Origin of the sequence: Pseudoflavonifractor phocaeensis (assembly GCF_038439875.1) — a bacterium.
Classification (GTDB): Bacteria; Bacillota; Clostridia; order Oscillospirales; family Oscillospiraceae; genus Vermiculatibacterium.
Map to the genome: position 1 here is coordinate 214,098 of NZ_JBCDMT010000006.1, position 14,141 is coordinate 228,238.

Annotated in this window: 12 protein-coding genes; 10 read left to right on the plus strand and 2 right to left on the minus strand. The window is 63.6% G+C overall.

From position 1 onward, the window contains the following. Window positions 1-243: 243 nt before the first annotated feature. Complete coding sequence (locus AAEU42_RS12830; RefSeq protein ID WP_425288221.1) at window positions 244-1,185, minus strand: S1 RNA-binding domain-containing protein; 942 nt, start codon at window positions 1,183-1,185, stop codon at window positions 244-246. Between the two features lie 127 nt (window positions 1,186-1,312). Here AAEU42_RS12830 and AAEU42_RS12835 point away from each other — a divergent pair, with 127 nt between their 5' ends. After that, the gene (locus AAEU42_RS12835; protein WP_342233960.1) at window positions 1,313-1,507 is read left to right on the plus strand and encodes a DUF951 domain-containing protein; all 195 of its coding nucleotides are present in this window, start codon (window positions 1,313-1,315) and stop codon (window positions 1,505-1,507) included. Continuing rightward, window positions 1,504-2,571, plus strand: a complete 1,068-nt coding sequence (gene hisC / locus AAEU42_RS12840; protein WP_342233961.1) for a histidinol-phosphate transaminase — start codon at window positions 1,504-1,506, stop codon at window positions 2,569-2,571. The genes AAEU42_RS12835 and hisC overlap by 4 nt, the downstream gene beginning before the upstream one ends. A gap of 50 nt (window positions 2,572-2,621) precedes the next feature. On the opposite strand, the gene AAEU42_RS12845 is transcribed toward hisC, so the two are convergent. Beyond that, window positions 2,622-3,464, minus strand: a complete 843-nt coding sequence (locus tag AAEU42_RS12845; protein ID WP_342233962.1) for a DegV family protein — start codon at window positions 3,462-3,464, stop codon at window positions 2,622-2,624. 191 nt (window positions 3,465-3,655) lie between these two features. Here AAEU42_RS12845 and pyrH point away from each other — a divergent pair, with 191 nt between their 5' ends. The 8 genes from pyrH (at window position 3,656) to AAEU42_RS12885 (ending at window position 14,105) form a co-directional block, all read left to right on the plus strand. Continuing rightward, on the plus strand, window positions 3,656-4,378 hold the full coding sequence (pyrH, locus tag AAEU42_RS12850) for a UMP kinase (RefSeq protein WP_342233963.1): 723 nt from the start codon (window positions 3,656-3,658) through the stop codon (window positions 4,376-4,378). Between the two features lies 1 nt (window position 4,379). Continuing rightward, complete coding sequence (gene frr, locus AAEU42_RS12855; RefSeq protein ID WP_342233964.1) at window positions 4,380-4,934, plus strand: ribosome recycling factor; 555 nt, start codon at window positions 4,380-4,382, stop codon at window positions 4,932-4,934. A gap of 101 nt (window positions 4,935-5,035) precedes the next feature. Then, the gene (locus tag AAEU42_RS12860; protein WP_342233965.1) at window positions 5,036-5,776 is read left to right on the plus strand and encodes an undecaprenyl pyrophosphate synthase; all 741 of its coding nucleotides are present in this window, start codon (window positions 5,036-5,038) and stop codon (window positions 5,774-5,776) included. 1 nt (window position 5,777) lies between these two features. Further along, entirely contained in the window at window positions 5,778-6,593 is an 816-nt protein-coding gene (locus AAEU42_RS12865; protein WP_342233966.1) for a phosphatidate cytidylyltransferase, read from the plus strand. Between the two features lie 4 nt (window positions 6,594-6,597). Next, on the plus strand, window positions 6,598-7,761 hold the full coding sequence (locus AAEU42_RS12870; RefSeq protein WP_342233967.1) for a 1-deoxy-D-xylulose-5-phosphate reductoisomerase: 1,164 nt from the start codon (window positions 6,598-6,600) through the stop codon (window positions 7,759-7,761). A gap of 19 nt (window positions 7,762-7,780) precedes the next feature. After that, the gene (locus tag AAEU42_RS12875) at window positions 7,781-8,875 is read left to right on the plus strand and encodes a M50 family metallopeptidase (protein WP_342233968.1); all 1,095 of its coding nucleotides are present in this window, start codon (window positions 7,781-7,783) and stop codon (window positions 8,873-8,875) included. A gap of 4 nt (window positions 8,876-8,879) precedes the next feature. Then, window positions 8,880-9,917 (plus strand): flavodoxin-dependent (E)-4-hydroxy-3-methylbut-2-enyl-diphosphate synthase, encoded by a 1,038-nt coding sequence (gene ispG / locus AAEU42_RS12880; protein ID WP_342233969.1) that lies wholly within the window; start codon window positions 8,880-8,882, stop codon window positions 9,915-9,917. A gap of 21 nt (window positions 9,918-9,938) precedes the next feature. After that, window positions 9,939-14,105, plus strand: coding sequence for a PolC-type DNA polymerase III (locus tag AAEU42_RS12885; RefSeq protein ID WP_342233970.1), 4,167 nt, complete (start codon window positions 9,939-9,941; stop codon window positions 14,103-14,105). The last annotated feature ends 36 nt before the right edge of the window (window positions 14,106-14,141 follow it).

Consider the following 14,141-nt stretch of genomic DNA (forward strand, 5'->3'; position numbering starts at 1 on the left):
TTGATTCATGGCCGTGTCCTCCCCCTTTCGGTCTGTTTCCCGCCTGCGGGCCGGTATGGCCCACTCTGCGTCGCTCGGCCTGTATCTTGATTATAACGTACGAAGGAGAAATTCGAAGGCTGCCGGGCCAAAATTGATAAAAAATTGATATTGGGCAGAGAATGGCCGCTTGGAAGATCAAAAAGCACAGCCCATTGGGCTGTGCTTTTTGAAAAGTCCGGCCCTGCCGGCGGGGGTATATTCTCACGAAGAAAAGACCGTCTCCCCGCCCGGCTTCTGGCAGCCGGGGGGCGCGTAGCGCCAGCGGTCCAGAACACCTTCAGTGACGAAATAGCGGGGCGGCTCCGGGACGTCGGCGGGGGGGAGAGTGTCGATGACCAGGAGCTTGAGCTTCATCCGCTCCGGGAGGATGGATTTGATGTAGACTGAGACCCGGTCCCCCTCCCGGATGCCGTCCTTGCACTCGGCCAGCCCTGAGAGATTGGGAGTCAGCTCCACAAAGGTGCCGTAGTCCTTTACACCCCGGGCGTAGCCGGGAACGGTCATGCCTGGGCGAAAGAGGGCGGCGTTTTCCGCCCAGGTGCCCAGCAGCTCCCGGTGGGTCAGAACCACCCGCCCCGCGGCCCGGTCCACCGCCAGCACCGCGGCGTAGATCTCCTGGCCCACCCGCAGCCGGTCCCTGGGATGGGCGATGCGGGAGATGGACAGCCGTTCCACCCCAATCATGGAGGGGACGCCGCAGCCGATGTCGACGAAAGCCCCGAAGGGCTCCAGGTGGGTGACTGTAGCGGGGATCACCTGTCCGGAGGTCCAGGAGAGAATGTCCTCCAAAGCAAGGGCCTGGGCCCGCCGCCGGGAGAGAATGGGGGTGAGGGCCCCCTCCCGCTCCTCCAAGGCCTCCACGGTAAAGCACACCGGCTTGCCCACCCGGGAGAGAATGGCGATGTCCCGTGTGCTGCCGTCGGCGATGCCCAGGGCGGTCTCCTCCCGGGGGATGCGGCCGGTAAGGGACCCCAGTTTCACCAGAAGGTCGTGGTTCTCATCACACAGAAGGGCGACGCCCTCCAACACGGTCCCTGTCTCCATGGCCTGGGCCAGCGCCGCGGGCGTGGCACAGGCGGCCTGATTGGTCCCCGTGGTGAGCAGGCGGCCCTCCGGGAGAAAACGACTCGTCAATTTTACCAAATCCTTTCCGCTTGAACCCGTTGTTTTTCTGGATAGGCCACTATATGCAAAGGGACAACTTGAATTGACAGGGGGAAAAAGGGCTTTTATAATAATAGAAATGGGACAAAGAGGGGGGCGGCCTGACGTGGACATCCATGTGGGAGACGTGCTGGAGCTGAAAAAAGCCCACCCCTGCGGCAGCCATGAATGGCTGGTTCTGCGGGTGGGCATGGACTTCAAACTGCGCTGCGCCGGCTGCGGCCATGAGCTGATGATCCCCCGGGCCAAGGCGGAGAAGAGTGTCAAAAAAATCATACGGGCTGAGGAGAAAAACGGATGAAAGAACTGTGGAGCCAGCGCTGCCGGGGCCTGATCCCCTATACCCCGGGCGAGCAGCCCAAAGGGCGGAAGCTCATCAAGCTCAACACCAACGAGAATCCCTATCCCCCCTCGCCCCAAGCGCTGCGGGCCATCAAGGAGGCGGCGGGGGAGGGCCTGCGGCTCTACCCGGACCCCGAATGCACCGAGCTGCGGGAGGGCATCGCCCTGGCCCTGGACGTGAAGCCGGAGCAGATCTTCGTGGGCAACGGCTCCGACGAGGTGCTGTCCCTGGCCTTCCAGGCCTTTTTCGACCCGGATAAGCCCATCCGCTTTGCCGACATTACATATTCTTTTTATCCCGTTTTTGCCGATTTTTACGGTCTGAGCTACCGGGAGATCCCCCTGGATGAACATTTCAGCCTGCCTTTGGCGCCCTTTCTGGAGCCCGGGGGCGGGGTGGTCCTGGCCAATCCCAACGCCCCCACGGGCCGGGAGCTGGACCTGTGCGACATCCGCTCCATCGTGGCCGCCAATGAAAACAGCGTGGTTGTGGTGGACGAGGCCTACGTGGATTTCGGGAGCCGTTCCGCCGTGGAGCTGGTGAGCCTGTTCCCCAATCTTCTGGTGGTGCGCACCTTCTCCAAGGGCCGGTCCCTGGCGGGGCTCCGGGTGGGCTACGCCGTGGGGGACAAGGACCTCATCGCCGGACTGAACGCGGTGAAAAATTCCTTCAACTCCTACCCTGTGGACCGGCTGGCTCAGGCGGGCGCCCTGGGGGCCATCCGGGACCAGGACTATTTCCGGGCCACCGCCACCAAGATCATCAGCACCCGGGCCTGTACCAGCGGGCACCTGCGCTCCATGGGATTTACCGTGTGTGACTCGGCGGCCAATTTCCTCTTTGTCACCCATGAGACCGTCCCCGCGAAGGTCCTTCTGGAGGGCCTGCGCCAGCGGGGGATCTTGGTCCGCTGGTGGGATAAGCCCCGCATCAGCAATTATCTGCGCATCACCGTGGGCACTGACGAGGATATGCAGACCCTCTGCCAGGCGCTGCGGGAGATCATCGCCGAGCAGGCATGAAAAGACCCCCGGCCTTTTTTGAAAAAGGCCGGGGGTCTTGTTTGAAACGCTTATTTTCGGGCGAACATGACACCGACGGTGGCGGGTCCGCAATGGCTGGAGACGGTGCAGCCGCATCGGATCTCCACCACCTCCTGGAAGGGGGCCAGGGTGGGGATGAGTTCCAGCACCGCGTCTACCGCCTCCCTGGGGGCGTCGGGGTGGACCACGAAGCAGTGACGCAGGTCCAGGTCGTCCCGGTCAATGATGCGGTCCCTGGCGTAGTCGCAAAGAGCCTTGGTGAAGGAGCCCCGGTATTTTTTGCCCACGGTGAGCTCCCCGTCCTTGGCCTCGATGCAGGGCTTGAGCCGCAGGAGGTTGGCCCCAAGGGCCGCGGCGGCGGAGCACCGCCCGCCCTTGCACAGGTAGTCCAGCCGGTCCAAGGTGAAGGTGGTCTCCACCTTGGCGGCGTATGCGGTCATGTAATCCACCAGGGCCTTGGGGTCCATCCCGCTCTCGGCGGCCTCCGCCCCCGCCACGGCCACAAGGCCCTGCCCGGCGGAGAGGGAGCCGGAGTCGATGACGTACACGTTGGAGAAGTCCTGAGCGGCGATGCAGGCGTTTTGATAGCTGGCGGACATTTTGGAGCCGATGTCCACGTTGACGACGGCCTCGTGCAGGGGGGAGAGGCGCTGGAAGAACTCCTGGAACTCCAGGACGCTGACCGCCGAGGTTTTGGGCAGTTCGCCGCCGGCGTCCACGTTGCGGAAGATATCGGCGGGAGAGATCTCCAAGCCATCCTTGTAGCCCTTATCGTTGAGGTGGATGGTCAGAGGCAGAACCTCGATCTGGTAGCGCTCCAACTGCTGGGGCGTCAGGTCGGCGGTACTGTCGGTGGTGATCTTGATAGACATTGGCGGCCGCATCCTTTCTATTATCGGGTGGTTTCGAACTGATTCTACATTTGCCGAGGGGAAAAGTCAAATCCCTTTCCCTGCCAGAAGAGAACAATTTGTAAAAACTTTGGCCGAACCTCTATGCAAAAATGGAAAACTATATTAAAATATAAGGGCGTAAAACATATTACACACAAAGGGGTGTCATGATGTCGAACCCAAAATATAAGCGTGTCCTGCTAAAGATAAGCGGAGAGGCCCTGGCGGGCGACGCCGGGCGGGGCCTGGACTTCGATGTGATCGGCCGGGTATGCGAGGTCATCAAAAAATGCAGCGCTGAGGGCGTCCAGGTGGGCGTCGTGGTGGGCGGCGGCAATTTCTGGCGGGGGGTCAAGGACGGCGGCGACAAGATGGAGCGCACCCGGGCCGACCATATGGGCATGCTGGCCACTACCCTCAACTGCCTGGCGGTGGCCGATGTGCTGGAGCAGCACGGCGTCCCCGTGCGGGTCCAGACCGCCATCGAGATGCGCTCCATCGCCGAGCCTTACATCCGCTCCCGGGCCATCCGGCACCTGGAGAAGGGGCGGGTGGTCATCTTCGGCTGCGGCACCGGCAATCCCTTCTTCTCCACCGACACGGCCGCGGTGCTACGGGCGGCCGAGATCGACGCGGACGTGATCCTTCTGGCCAAGAACATCGACGGGGTGTACTCCGCCGATCCCCGGAAGGACGCCAGCGCCGTGAAATATGACGCCATCACCTATGACGAGATCCTGGCCCAGCATTTGGAGGTCATGGACTCCACGGCCACGTCCCTGTCCATGGACAATAAGATCCCCGTGGTCCTCTTCGCCCTTAAGGACCCGGAGAACATCTACCGGGTGGTCATGGGAGAAAAAATCGGAACGGTCATCAAGGAGGTAAAGTAAAATGCAGGAGTTCAATCAGGAATTTGACCATAAAATGAAAAAGACCCTGGAAGTGGTGGCGGGCGACTTTGCCTCCGTCCGGGCCGGCCGGGCCAACGCCGCGGTGCTGGACAAGATCGCGGTGGACTACTACGGTACCCCCACGCCCATCAACCAGGTGGCGTCCATCTCTTCCCCCGATCCCCGGAGCCTGATGATCCAGCCCTGGGACGCCTCTTTGCTGAAGGCCATCGAGAAGGCCATCCAGACCTCCGAGCTGGGCATCAATCCCCAGAACGACGGCAAGGTCATCCGCCTTCTCTTCCCCCAGCTTACCGAGGAGCGCCGCAAGGAGCTGACCAAGCAGGTGAAGAAGTACGCCGAGGGCGGCAAGGTGGCCGTGCGCAACATCCGCCGGGACGCCATGGAGAAGCTCAAGGCCGCCGAGAAGAAGGGCGACATGACCGAGGACGACCGCAAGGACTGCGAGAAAGAGCTTCAGGATATGACCGACAAGTACTGCAAGGAGCTGGACGAGATGTCCGCCAAAAAGGAAAAGGAGCTCATGGCGGTGTAATGCCGGCGGCTTGTCCCATCATATAGATCAAAACGGACACGGATTTCCCGCCGGCCTGGCCGGCGGGAAATCCGTTGCTGTAACGACGGGAGGCTGCGCAGATGCCCCTTTTTGGGAAAAAAGAAGAGACCAGGGTGGATTACAGCCGCCTGCCAAGCCATGTGGCCATCATCATGGACGGAAATGGCCGCTGGGCCAAGAGCCGGGGTCTGCCCCGGACGGCGGGCCACGCGGCGGGAGCGGAGACCTTCCGCACCATCGCCACCTACTGCCGGGAGATCGGCATCTCCTACCTGACGGTGTACGCCTTCTCCACGGAGAACTGGAAGCGGCCCATGGAGGAGGTCTCCGCCATCATGGGCCTTCTGAGGAAGTATCTGCTGGAGGCCATCACCGATATGGAGAAGGAGAAGGTGCGCTTCTGCTTCTTCGGGGATCTGACCCCGCTGCCCTATGAGCTGCGGGAGCTGTGCCGGCGGGTGGAGAACACCTCATCCAAGTTTGAGGGCTGCCAGGTGAACATCTGCCTCAACTACGGCGGCCGGGACGAGATCCTGCGCTCCGCCCGGGCCTTTGCCGCCGACTGCGTGGCGGGGAAGCGGAAGCCGGAGGAGTTGACGGAGGAGCTGTTCGCCGGCGGCCTCTGGTCCGCCGGGGTGCCCGATCCCGACCTTGTGATCCGGCCCAGCGGAGAGGTGCGGCTTTCCAACTTCCTGCTGTGGCAGTCGGCTTACGCTGAGTTTTACGTCACCGAGGTCAACTGGCCCGACTTCAGCAAAGAGGAACTGCGTAAGGCGCTGGCGGCCTATCAGAGCCGCTCCCGCCGGTTTGGAGGGATTTGACTTGGGTAAACGGATCATGGTGGCGGTGATTTTCATTCCGGTGATCTTTGTGATCTTCTTTTGGCTGCCGCCTGTCGCCCTGCCGGTCGCGGTCTCCATCCTGTCCATGATCGCCGTCCACGAGGTGCTCTGGTCCACCGGCTTTGTGAAAAATATTTGGATCTCGGGGCTGTCCATTGTCCTGGCCGGGGTCATCCCCTTCTGGGTTTTCATCGGCGAGGGGATGCGCTCGGCCCTGTGCGGCATTTTCGGCTTTTTCGTCCTCACCTTTGTGGTGGCCATCGGCAGCCATTATACCGTCACGGTGGAGAAAATGGGCGGCGCCTTCTTTTTTGCCGCTTTCATCCCCTATTTTCTCTCCTCCTTCATCCGCATCGACGCCATGGAGCTGGGGAAATACCTGATCCTGCTGCCCCTGGTGGCCTCCTTCACCAGTGACGCCTTTGCCCTTTTCGCCGGGATGGCCTTCGGCAAGCACAAGCTGGCTCCCGATCTCTCCCCCAAAAAGACGGTGGAGGGCGCCGTGGGAGGCTTTGCCGGCGCCATCGTATGCTGTCTGGTTTACGGCGCCGTGATGCAGCTGGGCTTCGGGCTGTCGGTGAGCTATCTTCGGCTGGCCGTCTACGGAGCGCTGGGGAGCGTTCTGTCCCAGCTGGGTGACCTCTCCTTTTCCTATATCAAGCGGCAGTATGAGCTCAAGGACTTCGGCAACATCTTTCCCGGCCACGGCGGGGTGCTGGACCGGTTCGACAGTGTCCTGTTCTGCGCCCCCCTGATCGAGATCCTGCTCCACTGGCTGCCCGCCATCGGGAGGTGAGGGTATGACAAGGAAGATCGCCCTGCTGGGCTCCACCGGCTCCATCGGCCGGCAGTCCCTAGAAGTCATAGAGGCCCTGGGCCACACCGTCACGGCCCTCACCGCCAACCAAAACGTGAAGCTCCTGGAGGAGCAGTGCCGGAGGTTCCGGCCCCGGCTGGCGGTCTGCATGGACCCGGACGCCGCCGCCGGGCTGAAGATCAAGCTGGCCGATACCGCCGTGGAGGTGGCGTCTGGGATGGAGGGGCTCTTGGAGGCCGCCGCCCTGGAGGACACCGATACCGTCCTCACCGCCGTCATGGGCATGGTGGGGCTCAAGCCCACGCTGGCCGCCCTGGAGCTGGGCCGCCGGGTGGCGCTGGCCAACAAGGAGACCCTGGTGTGCGCCGGGGAGCTGGTGATGGAGACCGCCCGCCGCCGCGGGGGCGAGGTGGTCCCTGTGGATTCCGAGCACTCCGCTATTTTTCAATGCCTTCAGGGCTGCCGGGACCGGGGGGAGGTACGCCGATTGATCCTCACCGCTTCCGGCGGGCCTTTTTTTGGCAAAAAGCGGGCCGAGCTGGAAGGGGTGACGGTGGCCCAGGCCCTCAACCACCCCAACTGGTCCATGGGGGCCAAGATCACCGTGGACTCGGCCACCATGATGAACAAGGGCCTGGAGGTCATCGAGGCCATGCGGCTCTACCGGATGCCCCTGGACCAAATTTCCGTGGTCATCCACCGGGAGAGTATCATTCACTCCCTTGTGGAATACTGTGATAATGCCATCCTGGCGCAGCTGGGTACGGCGGACATGCGCCTGCCCATCCAGTACGCCCTCACCTGGCCGGACCGGGTGCCCGGCCCGGCCAAGCCGCTGGACCTGCTGGCCTGCCCGCCGCTGACCTTCCAGGCCCCCGATTCGGAGAACTTTCCCTGCCTGGCTTTGGCCATGGAGGCGGCCCGCACCGGCGGCACCGCCACCGCCGTTCTCAACGGCGCCAACGAGGCGGCGGTGGGGCGGTTCCTGGCGGGGGAGATCGGCTTTGGGGAGATCCCCCGGCTGGTGGAGCGGGCCCTGGAGACCGTGCCCGTGGTCCCAACCCCCACCCTGGACGACATCTTGTCCGCCGACGCCGACGCCCGCCGGTCGGCGGGAACCGGAAGCTGCGCTTCGCGCTGGAACTGATTTGATGGGAGACTGATCCATGCTTTATATCCTCATTGCCATCCTCATGTTCGGCATCCTCATCGCCTTGCACGAGTTCGGACATTTTGCCGCCGCCAAGCTGTGCGGGGTGAAGGTCAACGAGTTCTCCATCGGCATGGGGCCCCAGGTGATCCACAAGAAGGGGAAGGAGACCGACTATTCCTTCCGGCTCCTGCCCATCGGCGGCTTCTGCGCCATGGAGGGGGAGGAGGAAGGGGAGTCCAGGGACCCCCGGGCCTTCCCCAACCGGCCCTGGTGGCAGCGGTTGATCATCCTGCTGGCGGGGGTTTTTATGAACTTCCTGACGGGCTTTCTCATCATCCTCTGCCTCTTTTCCGGAGCCCAGGGTTTTTATACCCCCGTGATCTCCGGCTTTATGGACGGCTTTCCCCTGGAGGGGGAGCAGGGCCTCAAGGTGGGGGACCGGGTGCTGTCGGTGGACGGCCACGCCGTCTATCTCCAGCAGGACGTGTCCTTTTTCCTGAACCGCACCGACGGGGTGAGCGTGGACCTCACCGTGGAGCGGGACGGGCGGAAGGTGGAGCTGAAGGACCTGCCCCTGGCGCCCCGGGCCTATGAGGTGAACGGGGAGAGCAGGCTCATGTTCGGCCTTTACCTCTCCAATGTGGAGAAGGCCACACTTGGGGCCAAGCTGAAAAACGCCTGGTTCCAGTCGGTGGACTACGTGCGCATGGTCTGGGTGAGCCTGGGAGACCTGGTGACCGGAGCCGTGGGCCTCAGAGATATGTCCGGCCCCCTGGGCATCGTGGATATGGTGGGCCAGGTGGGCGAAGAGGGGGCCCAGGCCGCCCAGGAGGCCGGCACCTCGGCCTTTTTGGGGGCGCTGACCAGTATTTTGAGCCTGGTGGCCTTCATTTCCATCAACCTTTCGGTGATGAACCTGCTGCCCATCCCCGCCCTGGACGGGGGTCAGATCTTGTTCATGGCGGTGAACGGCGTCCTGCTGTCCATCCGGGGCAGGAAGCTGGACCCCAAATACCAGGGCTGGGTCAGCGCCGCCGGGTTCATCTGCCTGATGCTGCTGATGCTGGCGGTGACCGTCAGCGATATCTTGAAAAAATTCGGGGTGTGACAGCATGACGAGACAGATCCGCGTGGGAGGCGTGCCGGTGGGCGGCGGCGCCCCCGTCACCATCCAGTCCATGACCAATACCCCCACCCAGGACGCGGCGGCCACCGTGGCCCAGATCAGGCGTCTGGAACAGGCCGGGTGCGAGATCGTCCGGGTGGCGGTGCCCAATCTGGACGCCGCCCGGGCGGTGGGGGCCATCAAGGCCGCCATTGCCATTCCCCTGGTGGTGGATATCCATTTTGACTACAAGCTGGCCCTGGAGTGCGTCCGCCAGGGCTGTGACGCCGTACGCATCAACCCCGGCAACATCGGCTCCGCCGAAAAGGTCCGGGCGGTGGCCCAGGCCTGCCGGGAGCGGGGGCTCCCCATACGGGTGGGGGTCAACGGCGGCTCCCTGGAAAAGCCCCTGCTGGCCAGGTATGGGGGGGTCACGCCGGAGGCGCTGGTGGAGAGCGCCTTTGGGCACATCAGGCTGCTGGAGGACTGTGGATTCGAGGATATCTGCGTCTCCCTCAAGTCCTCCTCCGTGCCCGTCACCATGCGGGCCTATCAGCTCATGAGCGGGAAAAGCGATTATCCCCTACATATCGGGGTCACGGAGACGGGAACGCTCCGGATGGGCACCCTGAAATCCGCCGTGGGCATCGGCGGCCTGCTGGCCCTGGGCATCGGGGACACCGTGCGGGTGTCCCTCTCCGCCGACCCGGTGGAGGAGGTTTACGCCGCCCGGGACATCCTGAAGGCCGCCGGCGTGCGGCGGGAGGGGCCGGAGCTGGTCTCCTGCCCCACCTGCGGCCGGACGAAGGTGGACCTGATCTCCCTGGCCCAGGAGGTGGAGGAGCGGCTCAAGGCCGTGGACAAGCCCATCACGGTGGCCGTCATGGGCTGCGCCGTCAACGGCCCCGGGGAGGCCGCCGCCGCCGACGTGGGCATTGCCGGGGGCGTGGGAGAGGGCCTTCTCTTCCGAAAAGGGGAGATCGTGAAAAAGGTTCCCCAGGACGCGCTGGTGGACGAGCTGTTTGACTTGATCGCTGAACTTTGATTTTGGATGTGTGAGGGTCCTATGCCGCAGAAGATACCATTTTTAAAATTATTTTCCGCCTTCCCCTCCCAGGGGACCCTGGCCTGCCAGGTGTCCTCCTGGGAGGTGGCCGGGGCGGTCATCGACAAGAAGAACCGGGCCATCAAGGCCAAGGTCCTCTGTCCCGTGCTGCCCCTGGAGGAGATCAGACGCTCCGCCGAGGCCGCCCTGGCGGAGGCCTACCAGGTGGAGCGGGTGGAGCTGGCCCTGGCCGTGGTGGAGCGGGGGACTCCGCCGCCCCCTGTGGAGGAGGTGCCCCTGCCCGAGCCTCCGCCGGAGGAGATCCCCCTGCCTGAGCCGCCCCCCGAGGAGGCCGTCCCGCCCCAGACCGCTCCTCCGGAGGAGGACCCGGCCATGGAGGCCTTCCGCCGCACGGAGGAGATCCGCCGGAAGGCGCTGGAGTCCCTAAAGCGCTCCGGCCCCAAGGAGCGGAAAAAGGACGGCAAGCGGAAGGCCCGGCTTATTTTCGGCCAGCATGAGATCAAGAAGGACCCCATCCCCATGTCGGAGCTCAACCTGGACATGGGCACGGTGGTGGTAAAGGGCGACGTGTTCTCGGTGGAGAACAAGGAGCTGACCAAGCGGAAGGCCTGGGTGGTCAGCTTCGACGTCACCGACTACACCGGCTCGGTGCGGATCAACAAATTCTTCCCCGGAGACGAGGGCAAGGCCCTGGTGGACAACATCCGGGAGGGGATGCACGTGGTGATCCAGGGCCGGCTGAACCTGGACCGGTTCACCAACGACATGGTCATGGAGCCCTACGCCGTCATGGAGGGGGAGAAGGAAGAGCGGAAGGACACCGCCCCGGAAAAGCGGGTGGAGCTCCACCTCCACACCACCATGTCGGCCATGGACGCCCTCACCCCCACCGGCGCCGCCGTGAAGCGGGCGGAGAAGTGGGGCCACCGGGCCATCGCCATCACCGACCACGGGGTGGCCCAGTCCTTCCCGGACGCCTGGCACGCCGCCAAGAACATCAAGATCCTCTACGGCGTGGAGGCCTACTTCATCAACGACGTGGACGACCGGGTGGTGGTCCACGGCACCGACGAGCAGGATTTCCACGGGGAGATCGTCTGCTTCGACATTGAGACCACCGGCCTGAGCAAGCAGCACGACCTCATCACCGAGATCGGCGCCGTGGTGCTGCGGGACGGGCAGGTCTGCGAGACCTTCAACACCTTCGCCGACCCGGGCCGGAAGCTGCCCCGGGAGATCGTGGAGCTCACCGGCATCACTGACAAGATGCTGGAGGGGGCCCCCAGCCAGGCCGAGGCCATCTCCGCCTTCCTGGACTTCGCCGCCGGCCGGCCCCTGGCCGCCCACAACGCCGAGTTCGACATGGGCTTCATCTCGGAGGGCTGCCGCCGGATGGGGCGGCGGTTTGAGAACACCGCCATCGACTCCCTCATCCTGGCCCAAAACCTGCTGCCCGATCTGAACAAACATAAGCTGGACATCGTGGCCGAGCGGCTCAACCTGCCCGCCTTCAACCACCACCGGGCCAGCGACGACGCCGCCACGGTGGCCTACATGCTGGTGCCCTTCTTTCAAATGCTGGAGCACATGGGGGTCCACTCCCTCCAGGCCATCAACCCTGCCATGACCGCCCTCCGGGGCAAGGGCAAGGCCAGGCGGCAGCCCAAGCACCTCATCGTGCTGGCCAAGAACCAGATGGGCCTGCGCAACCTCTACCGGCTTATTTCCGACGGGCATTTGAAGCACTATAAGCGCTATCCCATCATGCCCAAGAGCGAGATCGACAAGTACCGGGAGGGGCTTATCATCGGCTCCGCCTGTCAGGCGGGAGAGCTCTATGAGGCCGTCTCCAAGCGCAAGGACTGGGCGGAGCTGAAGCGCATCGCCTCCTGGTACGACTTCCTGGAGATCCAGCCCCTTTGCAACAATTTCTTCATGCTGCGCAAGGGGATGGTCCGCTCGGAGGAGGAACTGCGGGACTTCAACCGGGACATCCTGGCCCTGGGCCGGGAGCTGGACAAGCCCGTGTGCGCCACGGGGGACGTCCACTTCCTGGACCCGGAGGACGAGGTCTACCGCCACGTCCTGCTGGACTCCAAGGGCTTCGAGGACTGTGACGAGCCCCTGCCCATCTACTTCAAGACCACCGACGAGATGCTGAAGGAGTTCGCCTACCTGGGGAAGGACGACTGCTACGACGTGGTCGTCCGTTACCCCAACCTGGTGGCCGACTGGTGCGAAAAGATGGACCCCCTGCCCCAGGGGCTTTTCGCCCCCAAGCTGGAGAACTCCGCCGGAGAGCTGGAGAGCCTGGTGTACGACAAGGCCCATGAGCTGTACGGCGGCGAGCTGCCCCAGATCGTCCAGGACCGGATCGACCTGGAGCTGCCCGGCATCATCAAACGCAAATACGACGTCATCTACATGTCGGCCCAAAAGCTGGTGCAGAACTCCCTGGAGCACGGCTACCTGGTGGGCTCCCGGGGCTCGGTGGGCTCCTCCATCGTGGCCTTCCTCTCCGGCATCACCGAGGTCAACTCCCTGCCCGCCCACTACCGCTGTCCCAAGTGCAAGCACAGCGATTTCGACGCCGGGAAGGACTACGGCTGCGGGGCGGATATGCCCGACGCGGTGTGCCCGGTGTGCGGCAGCCAATATGTCAAGGACGGCTTCAACATCCCCTTCGAGACCTTCCTGGGCTTCGGCGGCGACAAGGTCCCCGATATCGACCTGAACTTCTCCGGCGAGTACCAGTCCAAGGCACACCGCTATACCTTCGAGCTCTTCGGGGAGAGCCACGTGTTCCGGGCGGGCACCATCGGCACCGTGGCGGAAAAGACAGCCTTCGGCTATGTGAAAAAGTATTTGGAAAAACGGGGGATGCACGTCACCCGGGCCGAGGAGAACCGGCTGGCCAAGGGCTGCACCGGGGTCAAGCGCACCACCGGCCAGCACCCCGGCGGCATGGTGGTCATCCCCCAGGACCGGGAGATCTACGATTTCTGCCCCGTCCAGCACCCCGCCGACGACACCTCCACCGACATCGTCACCACCCACTTTGAATATCACTCCATGGAAAGTAACCTCCTCAAGCTGGACATGCTGGGCCACGATGATCCCACCATGATCCGCATGCTGGAGGATTTGACGGGGGTCAACGCCCGGACGGACATCTCCCTGGACGACCCGGACACCATGAGCCTGTTCACCTCCTCGGAAAAACTGGGCTACGTGGACGACCCCGTGCTGGGCCCCACCGGCGCCGTGGCCATCCCGGAGTTCAACACCCGCTTCACCCGGGGGATGCTGATGGACACCGAGCCCCAGGATTTCAACACCCTGGTGCGGCTGTCCGGCTTCTCCCACGGCACCGACGTGTGGGCGGGCAACGCCCGTGACCTCATCCTGGCGGGTACCGCCAGCGTTCTGGAGACGGTGGGCTGCCGTGACGATATCATGCTCTACCTCATCCAGCAGGGGATGGAGCCCAAGGTGGCCTTCAAGATCATGGAGGCGGTCCGAAAGGGCAAGGTGAAGAAGGGCGGCTTCCAGGACGGCTGGGTGGAGGACATGAAAAAGCACGGCGTGCCCGACTGGTACATCGACTCCCTGGCCAAGATCGGCTATCTGTTCCCCAAGGCCCACGCCGTGGCCTACGTGATGATGGCCTTCCGTATCGCCTGGTTCAAGGTCCACCGGCCCCTGGCCTTCTACGCCGCCTTTTTCTCCATCCGGGCCAAGGCCTTTGACGCAACCATCATGTGCCAGGGCATGGACCTGGTGAAGAGCAAGATGAAGGAGATCAAGGCCAAGATGGACGACAAGTCCGCCTCCGCCGTGGAGGAGGACACCTATACCACCTTGGAGGTGGTCTACGAGTTCTATCTCCGGGGGCTCACCTTCCGGAACGTGGATCTCTACCGCTCCCAGGCCGTCCACTTCGTCCTGGACGGGGAGAACGCCCTCATCCCGCCCTTCACCTCCATCCCCGGCCTGGGGGAGACGGCGGCCCAGTCCATCGTGGAGCAGCGGGTGGGCCGGCAGTTTATCTCCATCGAGGAGTTTTCCTACGCCTGTCCCAAGGTGTCCAAGACCCATATCGAGCAGCTCAAGGCCGCCGGGGCCCTGGACGACATGCCGGAGACCAGCCAGATCACCCTGTTTTAACAAGAAGAAAAAAGCCCACCGCCTTTCGGCGGTGGG

Coding starts and splice junctions, on each gene's coding strand:
- AAEU42_RS12870 (WP_342233967.1), top strand. CDS start 6,598: ATGACAAGGAAGATCGCCCTGCTGGGCTCCACCGGCTCCATCGGCCGG.
- AAEU42_RS12875 (WP_342233968.1), top strand. CDS start 7,781: ATGCTTTATATCCTCATTGCCATCCTCATGTTCGGCATCCTCATCGCC.
- frr (WP_342233964.1), top strand. CDS start 4,380: ATGCAGGAGTTCAATCAGGAATTTGACCATAAAATGAAAAAGACCCTG.
- hisC (WP_342233961.1), top strand. CDS start 1,504: ATGAAAGAACTGTGGAGCCAGCGCTGCCGGGGCCTGATCCCCTATACC.
- AAEU42_RS12885 (WP_342233970.1), top strand. CDS start 9,939: ATGCCGCAGAAGATACCATTTTTAAAATTATTTTCCGCCTTCCCCTCC.
- pyrH (WP_342233963.1), top strand. CDS start 3,656: ATGTCGAACCCAAAATATAAGCGTGTCCTGCTAAAGATAAGCGGAGAG.
- AAEU42_RS12845 (WP_342233962.1), bottom strand. CDS start 3,464: ATGTCTATCAAGATCACCACCGACAGTACCGCCGACCTGACGCCCCAG.
- AAEU42_RS12860 (WP_342233965.1), top strand. CDS start 5,036: ATGCCCCTTTTTGGGAAAAAAGAAGAGACCAGGGTGGATTACAGCCGC.
- ispG (WP_342233969.1), top strand. CDS start 8,880: ATGACGAGACAGATCCGCGTGGGAGGCGTGCCGGTGGGCGGCGGCGCC.